Genomic DNA, 17,646 nt, shown 5'->3' with positions numbered 1-17,646 from the left:
TTTATTTAATAATATAACCCAAATCTCATAATATTCCAAGCATTTTAATTTATATTATATTAATATAAGTTTGCACTATTTATAAATAATTTTATTATACAAAAAAGCAGCCGAAGAATTCGGCTGCTTACTTGTTGTATTATTTACTCGGTAGTGTATGGAAGCAAAGCGATTTGACGGGAGCGTTTGATCGCGATCGTCAAAAGGCGTTGATACTTCGCGCTAGTACCAGTTACACGACGTGGCAAAATTTTACCACGTTCACTGATGAATTTCTTCAACAGTTCTGTGTCTTTATAGTCAATGTGAGTAATTTTGTTTACAGTGAAGAAACACACTTTACGACGTTTGTTACGTCCACCGCGGCGAGCCGGTCTTTTGTCGTCTCCGCCTTCTCTTGGTTTGAAGCTCATGCTATTCAGTCCTTTCCGTTTTTAAAATGGCAAATCGTCATCCGAAATATCGATCGGTTTCCCGTCATCGGAGAAAGGATCCTTATTGTTACGTGAGGAATTATCGCTACGATTGTAGTTGCTGCTGTTGCTATTGCTAGCACCACCGCCACCAAATGAAGCTTCCTCCCGCGGCCCATTGCCACCTGCTCCACCTTCGCGGTTCGATTCTAAGAAGCGGACATTATCAGCAATCACTTCGGTCACGTATACACGTTTTCCTTCGTTATTCTCATAATTCCGTACTTGAATACGTCCCTCTACAGCAGTCAAACGGCCTTTACGCAAATAGTTTGCGCATGTCTCCGCCAACTGTCTCCAAGTTACGACCGGAATAAAATCCGCTTCACGTTCTCCACCTTGTGATGTAAAAGGTCGATCCACAGCAATTGTGAATTGGGTGACCGCTACGCCAGCTGGTGTATAACGCAATTCCGGGTCTCTAGTAAGACGTCCGATCAGAATGACACGGTTCAACAATATAATCCCCTCCTTCGGGCAAGTGTTTACAAACCTGAAACTTAGGCTACGTCTTTCGTAATGAGATAACGGATAACCTCGTCGGATATCTTCATAACCCGCTCAAGCTCAGCAATCACGTCTGGTGTTGCTGTGAAGTTAACGAGAACGAAAACTCCATCACGGATCTTGTTAATCTCATACGCAAGCCGGCGTTTGCCCATCACGTCATGTTTGGTAATTTCACCGCCGTTTTGGATGATGCCTTGGAATTTCTCGACTGCTGCTTGTAGCGCTTCTTGCTCAAGTTCAGGACGAAGAATGTACATCACTTCATATTTGCGCATATATTTCACCTCCTCTTGGACTATGGCCCCCAACTGTTACTCTGGGAGCAAGGAACGAGCTTAAACTCGAACCATATAAATATATCAAATTCAGGTATCAAGCGCAAGCTTTCTTCAGATGGTACTTTCATGAAGACCAAAGGATACATCGTTCTAAGATCACATAACCTAGCAAAATCGTCTGAGCTTGTAAGTCTGCTGACACATGATTAATACGCATGCTGCACACAATATAGGCGTATCCCTTTAATCTCAGAAAGGAGGCATACCATGGGCGAGAAGACTGAATTTGAACCAGGCGACAAGGCGCCAAATCCAGGAGTTTACACCGAGGTTGGCGAAGCAAGAAGCTTTCATACCCAGATCCAAAATCCAAAGCGGATTGAAATGGAACGTGGCGATACGTTCCCCGAGACATCCAATCACAATCGCAAGTGGAAAAAAGCCGAAAAAGCTCGCGTACATTAATTGAATAATTAATCGAAGTACCGCACATAATACTTTCATGGCGGCGTACTCAAGAGAGGTGTGGTTCCGTTGGACACTTATGCGAAACAACCTAACCGTTCGGAGTCTTATTCACTACAGTAGTGGAAGCTAAGATTATGGATTAAGTAAAGACCCCTCTTTCTTAATCTATATTGCTTAAAACGCATGCATCTAATCGTTTCTCAGTTGTGTGACAAGAATTCCATTTTGTACGCCGTCACCTTAAAGAAGGGTCCTTATGGGCCCTTCTTTTCTGGTTTTATTACATTAAATAAACAAATAAAACCCCTCTTACTAATGTAAGAAGGGTTACTGTTTAATTGATCATGGCCCATATGTATCCGATTAAGAAATACATGGCGGAGAGGGTGGGATTCGAACCCACGCACGCTGTGACACGCCTAACTGATTTCGAGTCAGCCCCCTTGGGCCTCTTGGGTACCTCTCCGCAGCAAGAATGATTGTATCACGAATAGTGGTGATTTGCAATAGAGGGAGCCCCTAATGGCTCCCTCTATTCCCTTACTCGATTACGTCGGTATTACCCTCTACCTTAGATGCTGTAGACCGCAGCACTTTGCGCATATTCTTCTCAAATTTGGCCCGGGGAACAAGCACACTGTGTTTACATCCTACGCATTTGATCCTTATGTCCATCCCCATCCGAATGATCTCCATCTCAGAACTACCGCAAGGATGATTCTTCTTCATTTGTACGATATCACCTAATTGAAACTGTTTCCGTTCCATGGCTACTCCCCTCCAACCTTTTGACTTTTTAACCCTTTAACATCTCAGCTTGTTCCAATGCTTCCTTCGCATAGGTCTGAATTATTCGTTCTACATCCGCTTTTGAACCTGGAGGACACTCCACTGCAATCCGTAGCACAAACTCACTTGCCGTCAACGATTGAATCCCCAAAACATTTGGAACTTGCTCTACAGCATCACTGTTCTCTTTGAGATTAAGCATAGCTTTCCGTAACATGGAGATGCTCTGATCCAGCTTCATGCTATTACTAAAAGGTAAATCAACCACCGCTAAAGCGTTACCTAGAGAATAATTGGTCACATTTGTAATAAGACCATTCGGGATAATGTGTACTTCACCAGTCCAGCTGACCAACCTCGTTGAACGTAAACCAATCATTTCTACTGTTCCTTTCAGCGTCCCCGTCTGGATAACATCTCCAACCGCAAATTGATCCTCTAATATGACGAAAAATCCAGTAATAACATCCTTTACTAAACTTTGAGCACCAAAACCTATCGCTAATCCTAACACCCCTGCTCCTGCCAATAAAGGAGCTAACTTGAACCCAAATTCCCCCATCACTAACATTACCATGATAAGATTGCAAGTCATCGAGGTTACATTTTTCAACAGCTCTCCCACCGTGATGAATCTACGAGGATTCATTTGTAAGCGACTTTTCTCTCGGCGTTCCAAAGAACGATCGATTACTTTATATATGATCTTTATAAAAATTCTCGTCAATATAAATATGAGTAAAACGCGCAGTCCGGCAAATAAAACACTCTGCCACATATCCATATTTGTAAACCATTCCCATATTTTATCCGTCCATTTACCTGCAGCCTGCACAATTTCCATCGTGTCGCTATTATTACTATTCTGTCCGATCTTGTTCGCCTCCTAAAGCCTGATATTATCATATCCCACTGCACTCTTGGAGTAAATCCCACGAATCTCCACGCCTTCTTGCTTAATTATTTCTTTGACCGCAGTTAAGGAGTCACTAGGAAATTGGATAGATAGCGCACATCCAGCTGTAATCTCCTTAGGTGTAGGGAATAAATCAATCTCTATCTCAGCATATTCCAGCAACATTTCGGCGCGTAATGCCTGCTGAGTGGAATCAAACGCCATGACAAGCCACATCTCCATGAATACCTTTCTCTCCTCCTGCAATCGCGACTTTAGTCGGAGTATATTATTGATTTTTCTTCCATATACTATCTACTAAATATTCATAAATTCCTATATTGGCATGATGAGATTTGATTAAGTTTCATTCAAAGATCGTTACCCATTCTAGGAACGAAGATAACATTTTCGGTATAAAGGAAGGATAGATTCTATGCTAGGACAAGAGATTTCCTGCTTAAAAGTCCCCCATACGGAACCTGGAATTCACTCAGCAATCATTCATCGATTACTGCTTCATTTCGCCAAGCTATCTCCCGGTCAGGAGATCGTTGTTGTATGCATTGGGACAGACCGCTCTACAGGTGATTGTCTTGGCCCTCTTGTCGGGACTTCTCTATCCAAATTTGCAAGTCCCCACTTCCATCTGTTCGGTACATTAGAAGAACCAGTTCATGCCATGAATTTAAATGACACACTAGAACTAATTAACCAGAAATTTCGCAACCCGTTCATCATCGGTATTGATGCTTGTCTGGGACAGACGAGTAGTGTGGGTTCAATTCAGGTCGTACAGGGACCATTGCGCCCTGGAGCTGGCGTAAATAAACAATTACCGCCGGTCGGCGATATCCATCTTACAGGCATCGTCAATGTCGGCGGCTTCATGGAATATTTCGTATTGCAAAATACACGACTAAGTCTAGTGATGCGCTTATCTGAAATTATTTCGAGTAGTCTCTATACCGCGATCAAGGAATGGAATCGGGAATTCATCCCTTTTATTCGGCGAGAGCAATAGCTTCTTTTTCTTCAGTTGATAGTGCATGTGGTGACTCGCCTTTAACAAGTCCTTTGGCATAGACATATGAACCATCTCGATTATATAGACCAGTAATGACTACCCCGTCTTTCTCATCGTTTATGAAAGCTACGGAGAAGCTAAGGTCACTACCGCGTTCAGAAAACGCATTATAACGTTTAATTCCAATTTTTCCGATTTGCTTCGGTAGTAGACTTTGCACACTAACTAGCTGCCGCTGTTGTTCTTCTTGTGCATCCTCTATCTTACCTTGCTGAACCTTCAAATCGATGAGAAGGTCCTCTAAATTGTCTATCCCCGAGCCATTCATCATCGCTTCGTATTTTTTACGTATCTTACGCAGTTTTGCACCCTGAGCGATATTCCAAATGAATAACCACAACATTATTACTACCAGCCCACCTACAATCCACACCAACTGATCAGAAATTAAATTATTCCATTCCGTCATGCTCTTTCTTCTCCTCTATAATTAAATATCACGTTGCTATCAATCGTATGGCTGAGATTAAACTCCCAATTTCTTCATATGTCGTGTCATATCCCACACTCACCCGCACTGCTCCGCCCATCGATGTTCCGGCACTCTGATGTCCAAGTGGAGTACAATGGTATCCAGCCCGAACTGCAATATTATATTGTTTGTCTAATATAAAAGCGATTTCCGCTGCATCTCGATTCTCCAAGTTAAATGAGACAATCCCCGTCCTAGGTTTTCCACGGTTTGGACCTAGTAAGATCACGTTCGGTATATCCCCCAGCCCCTCCATAAGAGCCTGAGTCAACTCCCATTCATGTTGGTATATACTGGAAACCCCTTGGTTCAGAACAAACTCTACTCCAGCTGCTAAGCCTGCAATTCCTACTGTATTAGCGGTCCCTGCCTCATACCGATCCGGTCGTACTGAAGGTTGCTCTAGCTCCTCTGATTGACTACCAGTACCTCCATGCAACAACGGTTCTAACTCAAGACTCGGATGAATGTATAGCCCTCCAGTTCCTTGAGGACCGAGCAATCCTTTATGACCTGGAAAGGCCAACATATCGATTCCCATTTCTTGGACATCTACAGGATATACTCCCGCTGTCTGTGCAGCATCCACCAAAAACACAACACCATGATTATGAGCGATTTCACTTAATTTTTCTACTGGCAATATGCTTCCAAGCAAGTTTGAACTATGTGAGCAAATCATCATTCGTGTCTGTGGTTTGAACGTTTGTTCTACAACCTCTAGATCTAATTCTCCTTGCTCATTTACCGCTACATAATCAACACTTATGCCTTGAGTTCTTTTTAAATATTCAAGCGGTCTTCTTACCGAATTATGTTCAATCATCGTTGCGATAACATGGTCACCCGGTTTCAAGTAACCTTTGATCGCCAGATTAAGAGCTGTTGTCGTATTGGAAGTAAATGCAATATCGTTGGGGTTGGGAATATTAAACAGCTTAGCAAGTTTGGTTCGTGCCTTGTACAATATTCTACCAGCTTGCAATGCCATTCCATGATTCCCACGACCTGAACTTGCCGCAGCACCTTCTAATGTGTTTAACATTGCCACCCCTACTCCAGGAGGTTTCGGCCAAGACGTTGCAGCATGATCCAAATATATAACTGATTTCTTGTCCAAGTTTTCCCCTCCCCCGAGTATGAAGATTCTTAATGACTTCTTATTCAGATTAATAATGACATACCTCCTTCTTCCAAGGATTCGTCTCCTGTTAGAAGTAAGAGATATGTCATTTTAGTTAGCTAAGCATATCTAACAATCTTTGTAGATCATCTTGGCTATAGTAGTTAATTTCAATTTTACCTTTATCTTTGTTCGCTTTGATCTTTACCGTAGTTTTATAACGTTCCCGCAAACTGTCTTCGACTTCATCAATATACGGGTCTCTCTTCTTATTGGAAGTCTTTGGCTTATCATTTTTTTTGCGGTCCAATTGTTGCAATGCATCTTCTAATTCACGAACACTCCACTCATGGTCAATACATTGCTTAGCCAATTGTTTGATCGTTGCTGCGTCCTTCAATCCAACCAATGCTCTAGCATGCCCCATCGATAATGTTCCACGTGAAACATCTTCCTTAACTTCTTCTGGCAATGACAGCAAACGCAAAAAATTTGCAATATGAGAACGGGATTTTCCAACCTTTAAAGATAACTCTTCTTGTGTCAATTGGAATTGATCCATTAACCCTTGATAAGCTACGGCCACTTCCATTGCATTTAAGTTCTCCCGTTGTAAGTTCTCAATTAATGCAATCTCCATAACCTGTTGATCAGTAAATGTTCTAACAACAGCAGGAACCGTTGACTTTCCACAAAATTGGGAAGCGCGGAACCTACGTTCCCCAGCTATGATTTCATACCCTTTCATCACGCTGCGAACAATAATTGGCTGAATAACTCCGTGTTGACGAATGGATTCTGCTAATTCCCGGATAGCTTCCTCATCAAAAGTTTTACGAGGTTGATAAGGGTTAGCCCGAAGTTGATTTAGTGGAATTTCTACCACTTTATCATCGTCTTCAACAGCTAGTGAGGGAAATAAAGCATCTAATCCCTTCCCTAATCTTTTATTCATAGGAGACCACTTCCTTTGCCAACTCTAAATATACCTCTGCACCTTTTGACCGTGGATCATACGTAATGATTGATTGACCGTATGACGGCGCTTCACTTAAGCGCACATTCCGAGGAATAACGGTCTTGTAAACTTTCTGTTGAAAATATTTCTTAACTTCTTCAATAACCTGAATACCTAAGTTTGTACGGGCATCGAACATCGTTAATAATACCCCTTCAATTTGCAATGAGGTATTCAATTGCTTCTGAACGAGTCGTACTGTATTGAGTAATTGACTTAGACCTTCCAACGCATAGTACTCACATTGAATTGGAATAAGTACAGAATCGGCTGCAGTAAGAGAATTGATCGTAAGAATACCTAAAGAAGGTGGGCAGTCAATAATAATATAATCATATAAATGTTTGACTTGTTGAATAGACTTCTTCAACCTGAATTCACGAGAAATCGTGGGAACTAATTCGATCTCCGCCCCTGCTAACTGAATCGTAGCAGGAATAATATCCAATCCATCAACCTGAGTACTAGAAATTGCTTCTTTCGGATTCACTTCGTTAATCAGCACATCATAAATACAATTGGCGACATCCGCTTTATTAATTCCAACTCCACTTGTCGTGTTACCTTGCGGATCAATGTCGATGAGCAGTACTTTTTTACCAATCGCAGCAAGTCCCGCCCCCAAATTTACAGAAGTTGTCGTTTTACCGACGCCTCCCTTTTGGTTAGCAATGGCAATGATTTTGGACAATTCATTTCACCTCAGTATAATTAGAAAACTCTTTTTGTAGTTCATGATCATCAAGTACCCACTAAGTTGTAGCTACAAAAAGACCAATGCGCCCCATCTGAATCAGCCGCTGCAACAATCTCACAATTTCGCGATCTACCTGTACAAACTAGAATTATATTTAATATGCCTATAGATTAAGATAACCGATAAAAAATCATTTCTTAGGAATGCGGATTACAATTTCATAATGATCATCATGATCACTTTCATCTGTCTTAATCTGTAATCCAGAACCTGACACCATATCAATAGATTGACGAATCGTATTTAGCGCCAATCTCACATCTTTCGTAAACGAAATTCGTTTCGAAGACTTCTTGTTATTGGAGACTTGTTTATAAAATGCAATACGAGCTTCACTTTGTTTTACGTTTAATTCTTTACTAATAATTTCGTTAAGTACTTTTATTTGTAATTCTTCAGTATCAAGCGACAATAGTGCCCTAGCATGACGTTCCGTAATCTTACGTTCCATCAATGCATTCTTTACAACTTCAGGAAGATGAAGAAGTCTGATTTTGTTGGCGATGGTAGACTGGCTCTTTCCAAGTCGCTGAGCCAAGCTTTCTTGAGTCAATTGATGTAAATCTATCAAATTCTGATAGGCTAAAGCCTCCTCAATAGAAGTTAGCCCTTCACGTTGTAGATTCTCAATCAGTGCAATGGACGCCGCCTGTGAGTCATTAAAATCCTTCAAAATGGCCGGTATCGTCTCAAGCCCTAACTTTTTCACAGCACGCCAACGTCGTTCCCCAGCTATTATTTCATACTTATCATTGCGATAACGAACAACAATAGGTTGAATAACTCCAAGGGTACGAATCGTTTGACACAACTCATCAATCTTGTCCTCATCAAATATAGTCCGTGGTTGATAGGGACTACCAACGATCTCCCCAACCGGAACTTGCTTCACTTCTTCGCCACTGGATCGTTCGGTTAAACCAAACAATTTAGAAAATTGTTCTTTCATTCCGTAGATTACCACCTAATTTCATAGTGACATAAGACGAAATGCCTTATGGGCTTCATTTGTAAAAACTAGAAACGCAAATGCTATCAATGGGCGTAAAAATCCCTTTGAAGAAGACCATTCTCCTATGTATCCACGATTTGTCATGCCTTTAATTGTCAGTATGACACTTGTAGATGTGGCCGTAGAACGAAAATCATTCAACGTTTAGTAGTATTTCTATTCTACCACTTTTTGCCCAATAATCCTATTCTCTTTCAAATGTATTTTTGAGAGAATAATCCCCCTAGTAGCTTGTTTCACGTGGAACAATTTTCTAGGGGGATTGGAAAATATTATATTATGGGAGTTTTGATCGGTGTTCCCGCTTTTCGGGGATATTTCTTCGGTGTTGAATTTGTTTTACTAATCATAATGATATGTCTCTCAGAGTTCTCAAGTGGCAATGTGAAGTGATGATTACCAGACAATTTGCCCTTTAGTTCAGACATACTGCGTTTTGCCTCTTTAATCTCATCACTTGGATCGTTACCCTTCATAGCAGCGAAAATCCCACCTGGTTTCACAAAAGGTAGACAAAATTCATTCAGCACAGCCATACGTGCTACAGCACGAGCTGTTACTAGATCAAATGCATCCCTTAAATGATCTTTACGAGCAATATCCTCTGCACGACCATGAATAAGCTCGACATTTTGCAGCCCTAATTTATCTACTACATTTTGTAAAAACTGAATCCTTTTGTTCAATGAATCAACAATCGTTAATTTCAAGTGAGGGAAACAGATTTTTAAAGGAATACCTGGAAACCCTGCACCGGAACCAATATCAGCTAGGTTAGATATGTCCGAGATATTTAAATAGAAGGAAAGCGTCACAGAATCATAGAAATGCTTAATATAAACCTGCTCTCGCTCGGTTATCCCTGTTAAATTCATTTTTTCATTCCAAGAGACTAATTCTTGAAAATAGATCTCAAATTGGTTCAATTGTTCTTCATTAAGATCGATTTGATGCTCAAGTAACAAATGATGGAAATGGGATTGTATGGAATCCACAATCTTTACCCTCCCGCTGCGGTAACCCGGTTAAAATGCTCCAGATATACCAATAAAATAGAAATATCGGCTGGAGTAACGCCAGATATACGCGAAGCTTGACCGATAGAAATTGGACGTATCTTCGCTAGCTTTTGACATGCTTCAATCGCAAGACCATGCACATCTTCGTATTTGATCTTTTCAGGAATCTTTTTCTTTTCCATTTTTTGTAATTTAGCGACTTGTGTCTCTTGCTTCTCAATGTAACCGGCATATTTAATTTGAATTTCAACTTGTTCCATCATGTCCTCATCCAGTTCTGCTTCCGCAGGAAAATATGAACTGATGTGAGCATAGTTAACTTCAGGACGACGAAGTATCGTCAGTAAATTACTACCATCCGTAATTGGCGTCGAACCAATAGATTCGAGCAATGAGTTAATGGCTGAAGGAGAAACGGAAGTCTTCTGTAACCGAATAATTTCCTGTTCAATCTTCTCTTTTTTATCCAAAAACCGTTGATATCGATCTTCCGGAACCAAACCAATCTCATGGCCAATCGGAGTCAAACGTAGATCCGCATTATCATGACGGAGCAAAAGTCTATACTCTGCACGTGAGGTAAGCAAGCGATAAGGTTCATTCGTACCTTTTGTCACCAGATCATCAATCATGACACCAATGTAGCCCTGTGAACGATCCAGAACAACGGGTTCTTTACCTTGTGCTTTACGAGCAGCGTTAATCCCTGCCATAACTCCTTGACCTGCTGCCTCTTCATAACCTGAAGTCCCATTAATTTGCCCCGCTGTAAAGAGACCTGGAATCTTCTTCGTTTCCAAAGAAGGCCACAACTGTGTTGGAACAACCGCATCATATTCAATAGCGTATCCGTTACGCATCATCTCAACATTCTGTAGTCCTGGGATGGAACGTAACATTTGCAGTTGAACATCCTCTGGCATACTCGTTGACAAGCCTTGGACATAATATTCAGAGGTATTCTTACCTTCTGGCTCTAAGAAAATCTGATGCTTCGGCTTATCGCTGAAACGTACAATTTTATCCTCGATCGAAGGACAATAACGTGGTCCAGTCCCCTCAATAACCCCGGTATACATCGGTGCACGGTGAAGGTTAGCATTAATAATGTCATGTGTGTCGCTTGAAGTATATGTTAACCAACAAGGCAATTGCTCATTGTCTGACTCTTTTGTCTCATAGGAGAAAAATTTGATCTTGTCATCCCCTGGCTGAATCTCCGTTTGAGAAAAATCAATCGTATCTTTATGAACACGTGGAGGGGTTCCTGTCTTGAACCGAACTAACTCAAGCCCATGCTCTTTCAAATTATGTGATAAATTAACCGAAGGCTGCTGGTTATTAGGACCACTCTCATAAGTTAGTTCACCCATAATTACTCTACCGCGTAAATAGGTTCCCGTTGTCACAACAACAGATTTAGCACGATATTCAGCGCCCGTCTTAGTAACTACACCAACACATTGTCCCTCTTCAACGATCAACTCCTCAACCATTCCTTGGCGAAGCGTCAAATTGGGTTCCTTCTCCATCGTTTCTTTCATGGCGTGCTGGTACAAAAATTTATCAGCTTGTGCGCGAAGTGCATGAACAGCAGGTCCTTTACCTGTGTTCAGCATCCGCATCTGAATAAAGGTTTTATCGATATTACGCCCCATTTCCCCGCCTAATGCGTCGACCTCACGGACGACATGGCCCTTAGCTGGACCTCCAATCGACGGATTACATGGCATAAATGCAACCATATCCAAATTGATCGTGATCATCAGCGTAATACAACCCATGCGTGCAGCAGCAAGTGCTGCTTCACTACCCGCATGCCCGGCGCCAACGACAATCACATCATAACTACCTGCATGATAGCTCACTATATATCTCCCCCTTTGACTGGCTCATTCTATTGCAAAAAACTCAAGTATATATCTTCAAAATCTTATATTTAAAAACTAACGTTATCATCATACCATGAACAGACATTGACGATACACCCGGCCATTATTTACCCAAACAAAATTGTGAGAAAATTTGGTCGATCAGAGCATCTGGCGCTGAATCTCCAATGACTTCACCCAACTGCTCCCAAGCAAGTCGTACATCAATTTGCAGGATATCAATCGGTACTCCCATCTCCGTTGCCTCATAAGCATCCGCTAGTGACTTCTTCGCCTGTTTGAGTAGTGCGATATGACGAACATTGCTTACATAGGTAAGGTCTCCAGACTCAAGCTTGCCCCCAAAGAACAACTGTGAGATAGCTTCCTCTAAATGATCCAATCCCTCACTTGTCTTCACAGACAACTCTACGATAGCCTCTTTTGGAAAATAACGAGACACTACATCCCGGTCTAATTGTTGTGGTAAATCGATCTTATTCAGCAATACAATCGTTGGACGGCCCTTAAGCTGTTCCATCAGCTTAATTTCATCTTCATGCAAAAGATCCGCACTGTTTAGAACTAGTAAAATTAAATCAGCCTCATTTACAGCAGCCTTTGATCGCTCAACACCAATTTGCTCTACGATATCCATCGTTTCGCGGATTCCCGCTGTATCAAGTAGCTTCAGAGGAATATTATTGATCGTTACAAACTCCTCAATAACATCACGCGTTGTTCCTGGGATATCCGTTACAATCGCTTTATTTTCCCTTGCTAACGCATTCAGTAGCGAAGATTTACCAACATTAGGACGTCCAACGATAGCTGTGGTAATCCCTTCACGGAGGATTTTGCCCTGATTCGCATTCTTTAAAAGTTGCTCTATTCCTTCCGTCACTTCCGCGCACTTGTTGCGAATAAACTCCATCGTCATCGATTCTACGTCATGTTCCGGATAATCAATATTAACTTCAATATGTGCCAACGTCTCCACCAGCGTGTAACGTAACGAAGTTATTTTTCGCGACAGATCTCCTTCCACCTGCTTCAAAGCGACCGAGAACGCCCGATCCGATTTCGAGCGGATCAAGTCAATCACTGCCTCTGCCTGAGTTAAATCAATCCTTCCATTCAAAAAAGCGCGCTTCGTAAACTCGCCCGGCTCAGCCAAACGAATCTCCCGTTGCTCCAGCAGCAAATCCATCACTCGCTTAACTGAAATAATCCCGCCGTGCGTACTGATCTCCACCACATCTTCTGTTGTGAACGAACGTGGTGCTCTAAAGACCGACACCAGCACCTCTTCCAGCTTTTCATTTGAATTCGGGTCAATGATAAAACCATAATGCACCGTATGACTATCTGCATCCTCTAACTTCGTCTTTGAGCGAAATAGACGACCAACCTCAGTGATCGCCTCTGGACCGCTGATCCGAATGACCGCAATTCCGCTCTCCCCCACCGCCGTCGAAATGGCGGCTATTGTATCACTCAACATGGTTAGTTCACCTCTATAATTATTATAGTGAAATAGTACGCTACATAGTCCGTTTGATTCTTCGATCGCTGTTGTCGTCAGATTATTTGATTATTAATACCTAACTAGGTAATAATCCGACGACAAAGGCGACCGCAGCTTATGCTTCCGAAGCAGCTTTCTTACAGAAAGCTTTGAGCTTCTCCGAATTCAAACGGCTTATTCCGCTATCTTTTCACCGCTAAATTTTAACCCCCACAAAACATCACTAGTAGTCAGCGCATCCCCAACGGGGACAGCGACTCCTTACACAACGTAGCACTATATCCTCAATTCGCTACTCTCTCCACCCTATTTCGTAGCGTTGCCCCATTCAAACACTATAATCCCTGCTCATACCCAAGCGTATCCCGAAGGGACAGCGACTCATTGCACAACGTAGCACTATATCCTCAATTTGCTACTCTCTCCACCCTACTTCGTAGCGTTGCCCCATTCAAACACTATAATCCCTGGTCATATCTAAGCGTATCCCGGAGGGACAGCGACTCATTGCACACCATAACACGAAATCCTTTTACCTCGACTCTCTCTGCCAGATCTCCTTCCAATCCGGGACAAGCAACCTGTCCCCTTTGTCCAACGGTTGCTCCAAAAGTGAGACGTACCCGAAGGGGGAAAAGCGTTCCACACACCATACTTTAGCGCATCCCCGAAGGGGACAGCGAGCAGGAGCACCTCTTCCCCTCCTACGTTATGTGAACTTGAAAGCGGGAGTCCAGAGGGTGCAACCCTTGGGGCCCTCCCTTAAGATAAGGGAGGGTTTGGGAGGGATGGGAACATAAAAATAAACGCAATGACATTTGCCGGGGCAAAACATCATTGCGTCTCATTCATTTACTTTGCTTCAGTGTAATAACGACCCGTCGGTTTGGCTCCTCGCCTTTACTGAAGGTTTTAACCTCCGGATGGTCCTGAAGTTTGGAATGGATCACTTTGCGTTCCTGCGGCGACATCGGCTCAAGAACAACCTCTTTACGTGTACGAACTACACGTCCAGCCAACCTTGCGGCCAGCTCCTCTAGCGTCTTCTTCCGACGTTCACGGAAGTTTTCAGCGTCCAGTGTAATCCGGATAAAGGTCTCTGAATAACGATTCGCGATGATATTCGCCAAGTATTGCAAAGCATCGAGAGTTTGACCTCTACGACCAATCAACAATCCCAAGTCGCTACCTGAAATATTTAAAATAATACCGTCCTTCTTCTGGAGGATATCTACCTCCACTTGAAGACCCATATTCTCGCCAACGTCTCGAATAAATGACGCCGCCTCCTCATAAGGATCCCGGTCAACGGTTGTCCCATTCTCATTCAGAGATGGGGATACTGAAGATTCCATAGGGTTCTTCTGAGGGCGACCTGAAGGAGTCTCTTGAAGCAAAGTAAGCTCAACCTTTGCTTCCTTTACGCCGATCAGGCCTAGGAATCCTTTTGATGGCTGCTCTAACACATTCACGGCGACTTTATCCTCGGTAGTGCCGAGCACGGCCAATCCTTGTTTTACAGCTTCTTCAATGGTTTTTCCCGACGTCACAATTTTATTCATTTCGACTTTTTGGCCTCCTTGGCGCCCTTACCAGGATGTCCGGCTTTCAAATTCGAACCGCCCTTTTTAGAACCACCTTTTTTAGAACCATCTGATATTGCCGCATTATTATTAAGCGCCAGAACCGGATCTTTCTTACGGTAGATCAAGTAGTTCTGTACGATTGTGTACAAGTTACTGTAAATCCAGTAGAGCGGAAGCGCTGCTGGGAATTGATAAGCCATAAAGAAGATTAAGACTGGATAGATGAACATCATGAATTGCATAGGTCCCTGCATCCCACTAGGATTCATGTTGGACATCATCTTCGTCTGAATAAACGTAGTTAATGCTGCAATTATAGGAAGGATAAACATCTTATCCGGTTCCCCTAATTGGAGCCATAAGAAAGAGTGATCACGAATTGCTGAGTTATTATAAATAGAGTTATATAGAGCGATGAACACCGGCATTTGAATAATGAGTGGGAAACAACCGGCCATCGGATTAACTTTATTTTCTTGGAATAATTTCATCGTCTCAGCTTGCTGCTGTTGAGGATTATCTTTGTATTGCTCCTTAATTTTTGCGAGCTGCGGTTGAATTGCTTGCATCGCTTTCGAACTTCTTACCTGTTTAAGCGTAAGTGGTAGAATCAAGGTCCGTACAATGAGCACCATAATAAGGATAGCTAATCCATAAGCACCATTGAACCATTTGGCAAATGTATCCAATGCAAGTGAGAAGAAATACACTACATTAGATGTCCACCACGAACCGCTGGCTCTCATATCCTCAGTCGTAGTAGCTACTCTAGTAGCGGTCGTTCCACAACCAGATAATATAGCTATTAATCCAATTGCAAGGATGAGGAGAATCCATTGCTTTTTGTTATTCTTAATTCGTGACACTTCAAAACCCCTCTCTTAGCCTTCCATCATGTAAATCATACCATATTTAAAGGGACAAGGAAACCAGCGTACTCATGGCCGCGAAGACCTAAGCAACGAGGACTTCCGTAGCACATGCAACACACTTTTTTCCAGTTCCTGATATTCCATTTCCACTGCGCCATTACGTACAATTAGAATGATATCGACATGATCTCTAATCTCCGCTTCATGCAAGCGCACAATCTCTTTTAATCTTCGACGCATCCGATTTCGAACAACAGCGTTTCCAATTTTCTTACTAGCTGATACACCCAATCGAAAACGCTCAATATCATGTTTATTTGACCAATAGACGACGAGTTGACGATTAGCGAAGGACTTTCCAGATCGGTATACCCGTCCGAAATCCGCCCGGTTCCTTAATCGAAGCTTCTTATGCACGAGCAATCTCCTTGACTTAAACCCTTGTACTAATCAAGAAAGGGCTAAAGCTTCTATTGTAATGTGAATCAACGTCAAAAATGATACCCCTCATCCCTTAGTATTACCTCAAAGATATCAGGCATATCATCAACAGTAGTCATCCTTTTTTTTCTAAAAACATAGTGAAAATAATTACTTTTGTATCTTTACAAAGGTTCCGGTACGAATAGATTCAACTAAAAAAGACTCCATACCAGAACACCTACAAAAAAAGACCACCGTAGTGGTCTCACGTAGTCATTACGCACTAAGTACTTTTCTGCCTTTTAGACGACGAGCAGCAAGAACCTTACGGCCGTTTTTCGTGCTCATTCTCTTACGGAAACCGTGAACCTTTTTACGTTTGCTCACATTCGGTTTGAAAGTCGGTCTCATTTATTGCACCCCCTTACAGGAACTACTATCGTATTTACCATTTTCATTACGCACAGAAAATGCCTTTTTACATTTAACCACGAACGATCTGAAAAGTCAATCAAGTCCTCATTTCTTTTCAGCGAGATTAATTATACACAATTCACTTCAAAAAATCACGTTGTACACAGTGAATACATCAATTTACCATCGAATATAAGTTATGCACATGTGGAAAAGTAATTTGCACCAAGAAATATGCACATTTTGATGGATATCAACAAAGTTGTACACAAGTATACTAATTGCGATATGATGGTTTATAATCGAAGATACATCCTTGAATAAGGAGTTAAATATGATGCAATATCCAGTTTCATGGTTAAAAGGAACTACGCTTGGCGAATCCATCGCCAGCCAACTTCGCCTGCGAATTATTAATGGTGAAATCCCACATGGTGAAATTCTGTCAGAGAATCGAATCGCAACGGATTTTGGAACAAGCCGCTCTCCTGTTCGCGAGGCACTAAAGCTGCTCTCGAGTGAAGGACTCATTACTTTGCAAAGGATGGGAGTTCAAGTCGCGGGTCTGAGTTTAAATAATATAGAAGAACTAGTTGATGTTCGGTGCTTAATTGAGAGTTTTGCCTGGCAACGCATAGGGGCAGACTATTCGGAGATACGGATATCCACTTTGAATCAGATCATCGATAAAATGCAATTAGCAGCCAAACATCGTGATATCGCAGAATTTGCACATCAACAATACTCTTTTCACGAATACATCATTACAGAAGCGAAGCATACGAGAATTTTGCATTTGTGGAATAGCATTTCTGGGATTGTTAAAACTATTATGCTCCTTACAGCCAGAGATCTACTTACGCAAGAAGAGGACAAAATTCAATATGTGATTCATAAACATCAATGGTTATTAGAAAGTCTGGAGACTAGAGAACCTGCGATCATTCAGGAGCGGATCGAGACATATTTTACCGATTCTCGTAATACATTTGCACACCCGCACTTTGCCGAATAAATGAAAGTACTTCTACATAATGGAGAGAAGGTTATT

General features: G+C 42.0%; 21 protein-coding genes and 1 tRNA gene. 3 read left to right on the top strand and 19 right to left on the bottom strand.

The window, feature by feature from the left end:
* Positions 1 to 143: 143 nt before the first annotated feature.
* The 3 genes from rpsR to rpsF are packed head-to-tail and all read right to left on the bottom strand — an operon-like array spanning position 144 to position 1,258.
* The gene (gene rpsR, locus IEW05_RS16430; RefSeq protein ID WP_188540945.1) at positions 144 to 413 is read right to left on the bottom strand and encodes a 30S ribosomal protein S18; all 270 of its coding nucleotides are present in this window, start codon (positions 411 to 413) and stop codon (positions 144 to 146) included.
* A 21-nt stretch (positions 414 to 434) separates the two neighbouring features.
* On the bottom strand, positions 435 to 932 hold the full coding sequence (ssb, locus tag IEW05_RS16425; RefSeq protein ID WP_188540944.1) for a single-stranded DNA-binding protein: 498 nt from the start codon (positions 930 to 932) through the stop codon (positions 435 to 437).
* Positions 933 to 973: 41 nt separating this feature from the next.
* Positions 974 to 1,258, bottom strand: a complete 285-nt coding sequence (gene rpsF, locus IEW05_RS16420) for a 30S ribosomal protein S6 (RefSeq protein WP_188540943.1) — start codon at positions 1,256 to 1,258, stop codon at positions 974 to 976.
* A 270-nt stretch (positions 1,259 to 1,528) separates the two neighbouring features.
* Between rpsF and IEW05_RS16415 the strand changes: the two genes are divergently transcribed.
* A complete protein-coding gene (locus IEW05_RS16415) occupies positions 1,529 to 1,726 on the top strand; it encodes a YjzC family protein (RefSeq protein WP_188540942.1) in 198 nt (65 codons plus the stop codon).
* A gap of 378 nt (positions 1,727 to 2,104) precedes the next feature.
* Here IEW05_RS16415 and IEW05_RS16410 read toward each other — a convergent pair.
* The 4 genes from IEW05_RS16410 to IEW05_RS16395 all read right to left on the bottom strand — a co-directional run bounded on the left by IEW05_RS16410 (position 2,105) and on the right by IEW05_RS16395 (position 3,656).
* Positions 2,105 to 2,195, bottom strand: a tRNA-Ser gene (locus tag IEW05_RS16410).
* 74 nt (positions 2,196 to 2,269) lie between these two features.
* A complete protein-coding gene (locus IEW05_RS16405) occupies positions 2,270 to 2,497 on the bottom strand; it encodes a DUF951 domain-containing protein (protein WP_188540941.1) in 228 nt (75 codons plus the stop codon).
* A gap of 28 nt (positions 2,498 to 2,525) precedes the next feature.
* Positions 2,526 to 3,362: a mechanosensitive ion channel family protein gene (locus IEW05_RS16400; RefSeq protein WP_188540940.1), complete on the bottom strand. Its 837-nt coding sequence runs from the start codon at positions 3,360 to 3,362 to the stop codon at positions 2,526 to 2,528.
* 42 nt (positions 3,363 to 3,404) lie between these two features.
* Entirely contained in the window at positions 3,405 to 3,656 is a 252-nt protein-coding gene (locus IEW05_RS16395; RefSeq protein WP_188540939.1) for a putative Se/S carrier protein, read from the bottom strand.
* A gap of 193 nt (positions 3,657 to 3,849) precedes the next feature.
* Here IEW05_RS16395 and yyaC point away from each other — a divergent pair, with 193 nt between their 5' ends.
* Positions 3,850 to 4,437: a spore protease YyaC gene (gene yyaC / locus IEW05_RS16390; protein ID WP_188540938.1), complete on the top strand. Its 588-nt coding sequence runs from the start codon at positions 3,850 to 3,852 to the stop codon at positions 4,435 to 4,437.
* Here the strand turns inward: yyaC and IEW05_RS16385 are convergent.
* The 12 genes from IEW05_RS16385 to rpmH form a co-directional block, all read right to left on the bottom strand.
* Positions 4,418 to 4,909 (bottom strand): DUF4446 family protein, encoded by a 492-nt coding sequence (locus IEW05_RS16385; RefSeq protein ID WP_188540937.1) that lies wholly within the window; start codon positions 4,907 to 4,909, stop codon positions 4,418 to 4,420. The genes yyaC and IEW05_RS16385 overlap by 20 nt on opposite strands.
* A 28-nt stretch (positions 4,910 to 4,937) precedes the next feature.
* Complete coding sequence (locus tag IEW05_RS16380; protein ID WP_188540936.1) at positions 4,938 to 6,092, bottom strand: aminotransferase class V-fold PLP-dependent enzyme; 1,155 nt, start codon at positions 6,090 to 6,092, stop codon at positions 4,938 to 4,940.
* 118 nt (positions 6,093 to 6,210) lie between these two features.
* Positions 6,211 to 7,050, bottom strand: coding sequence for a ParB/RepB/Spo0J family partition protein (locus IEW05_RS16375; protein ID WP_188540935.1), 840 nt, complete (start codon positions 7,048 to 7,050; stop codon positions 6,211 to 6,213).
* Complete coding sequence (locus IEW05_RS16370; RefSeq protein ID WP_188540934.1) at positions 7,043 to 7,804, bottom strand: ParA family protein; 762 nt, start codon at positions 7,802 to 7,804, stop codon at positions 7,043 to 7,045. The genes IEW05_RS16375 and IEW05_RS16370 overlap by 8 nt, the downstream gene beginning before the upstream one ends.
* A gap of 196 nt (positions 7,805 to 8,000) precedes the next feature.
* Positions 8,001 to 8,819 (bottom strand): nucleoid occlusion protein, encoded by an 819-nt coding sequence (gene noc, locus IEW05_RS16365; RefSeq protein ID WP_188540933.1) that lies wholly within the window; start codon positions 8,817 to 8,819, stop codon positions 8,001 to 8,003.
* A gap of 335 nt (positions 8,820 to 9,154) precedes the next feature.
* Positions 9,155 to 9,877 (bottom strand): 16S rRNA (guanine(527)-N(7))-methyltransferase RsmG, encoded by a 723-nt coding sequence (gene rsmG, locus IEW05_RS16360; protein WP_188540932.1) that lies wholly within the window; start codon positions 9,875 to 9,877, stop codon positions 9,155 to 9,157.
* 5 nt (positions 9,878 to 9,882) lie between these two features.
* Entirely contained in the window at positions 9,883 to 11,769 is a 1,887-nt protein-coding gene (gene mnmG, locus IEW05_RS16355; protein ID WP_188540931.1) for a tRNA uridine-5-carboxymethylaminomethyl(34) synthesis enzyme MnmG, read from the bottom strand.
* Between the two features lie 127 nt (positions 11,770 to 11,896).
* Positions 11,897 to 13,276: a tRNA uridine-5-carboxymethylaminomethyl(34) synthesis GTPase MnmE gene (gene mnmE / locus IEW05_RS16350; RefSeq protein ID WP_188540930.1), complete on the bottom strand. Its 1,380-nt coding sequence runs from the start codon at positions 13,274 to 13,276 to the stop codon at positions 11,897 to 11,899.
* Between the two features lie 872 nt (positions 13,277 to 14,148).
* The gene (jag, locus tag IEW05_RS16345; protein WP_188540929.1) at positions 14,149 to 14,862 is read right to left on the bottom strand and encodes an RNA-binding cell elongation regulator Jag/EloR; all 714 of its coding nucleotides are present in this window, start codon (positions 14,860 to 14,862) and stop codon (positions 14,149 to 14,151) included.
* Positions 14,859 to 15,752 carry a YidC/Oxa1 family membrane protein insertase gene (locus IEW05_RS16340; RefSeq protein WP_188540928.1) on the bottom strand — a complete coding sequence of 298 codons (894 nt, stop codon included), beginning with the start codon at positions 15,750 to 15,752 and terminating at the stop codon, positions 14,859 to 14,861. The genes jag and IEW05_RS16340 overlap by 4 nt, the downstream gene beginning before the upstream one ends.
* A 72-nt stretch (positions 15,753 to 15,824) precedes the next feature.
* Positions 15,825 to 16,175, bottom strand: coding sequence for a ribonuclease P protein component (rnpA, locus tag IEW05_RS16335; protein WP_188540927.1), 351 nt, complete (start codon positions 16,173 to 16,175; stop codon positions 15,825 to 15,827).
* Positions 16,176 to 16,457: 282 nt separating this feature from the next.
* Positions 16,458 to 16,592 (bottom strand): 50S ribosomal protein L34, encoded by a 135-nt coding sequence (rpmH, locus tag IEW05_RS16330; RefSeq protein ID WP_019914530.1) that lies wholly within the window; start codon positions 16,590 to 16,592, stop codon positions 16,458 to 16,460.
* Between the two features lie 340 nt (positions 16,593 to 16,932).
* Between rpmH and IEW05_RS16325 the strand changes: the two genes are divergently transcribed.
* Complete coding sequence (locus tag IEW05_RS16325; protein WP_188541457.1) at positions 16,933 to 17,610, top strand: GntR family transcriptional regulator; 678 nt, start codon at positions 16,933 to 16,935, stop codon at positions 17,608 to 17,610.
* Positions 17,611 to 17,646: the final 36 nt, after the last annotated feature.

The sequence above is a fragment of the Paenibacillus segetis genome (genome assembly GCF_014639155.1).
Taxonomy (GTDB): Bacteria; Bacillota; Bacilli; order Paenibacillales; family Paenibacillaceae; genus Fontibacillus; species Fontibacillus segetis.
This window is presented reverse-complemented; position numbering and strand designations above follow the sequence as displayed.

Excerpts from the sequence above, each read along its gene's own strand:
- rpsR (WP_188540945.1), bottom strand. The coding sequence starts at position 413 with ATGAGCTTCAAACCAAGAGAAGGCGGAGACGACAAAAGACCGGCTCGC.
- rpsF (WP_188540943.1), bottom strand. The coding sequence starts at position 1,258 with ATGCGCAAATATGAAGTGATGTACATTCTTCGTCCTGAACTTGAGCAA.
- IEW05_RS16415 (WP_188540942.1), top strand. The coding sequence starts at position 1,529 with ATGGGCGAGAAGACTGAATTTGAACCAGGCGACAAGGCGCCAAATCCA.
- IEW05_RS16405 (WP_188540941.1), bottom strand. The coding sequence starts at position 2,497 with ATGGAACGGAAACAGTTTCAATTAGGTGATATCGTACAAATGAAGAAG.
- IEW05_RS16400 (WP_188540940.1), bottom strand. The coding sequence starts at position 3,362 with ATGGAAATTGTGCAGGCTGCAGGTAAATGGACGGATAAAATATGGGAA.
- IEW05_RS16395 (WP_188540939.1), bottom strand. The coding sequence starts at position 3,656 with ATGGAGATGTGGCTTGTCATGGCGTTTGATTCCACTCAGCAGGCATTA.
- yyaC (WP_188540938.1), top strand. The coding sequence starts at position 3,850 with ATGCTAGGACAAGAGATTTCCTGCTTAAAAGTCCCCCATACGGAACCT.
- IEW05_RS16385 (WP_188540937.1), bottom strand. The coding sequence starts at position 4,909 with ATGACGGAATGGAATAATTTAATTTCTGATCAGTTGGTGTGGATTGTA.
- IEW05_RS16375 (WP_188540935.1), bottom strand. The coding sequence starts at position 7,050 with ATGAATAAAAGATTAGGGAAGGGATTAGATGCTTTATTTCCCTCACTA.
- noc (WP_188540933.1), bottom strand. The coding sequence starts at position 8,819 with ATGAAAGAACAATTTTCTAAATTGTTTGGTTTAACCGAACGATCCAGT.
- mnmE (WP_188540930.1), bottom strand. The coding sequence starts at position 13,276 with ATGTTGAGTGATACAATAGCCGCCATTTCGACGGCGGTGGGGGAGAGC.
- jag (WP_188540929.1), bottom strand. The coding sequence starts at position 14,862 with ATGAATAAAATTGTGACGTCGGGAAAAACCATTGAAGAAGCTGTAAAA.
- rpmH (WP_019914530.1), bottom strand. The coding sequence starts at position 16,592 with ATGAGACCGACTTTCAAACCGAATGTGAGCAAACGTAAAAAGGTTCAC.
- IEW05_RS16325 (WP_188541457.1), top strand. The coding sequence starts at position 16,933 with ATGCAATATCCAGTTTCATGGTTAAAAGGAACTACGCTTGGCGAATCC.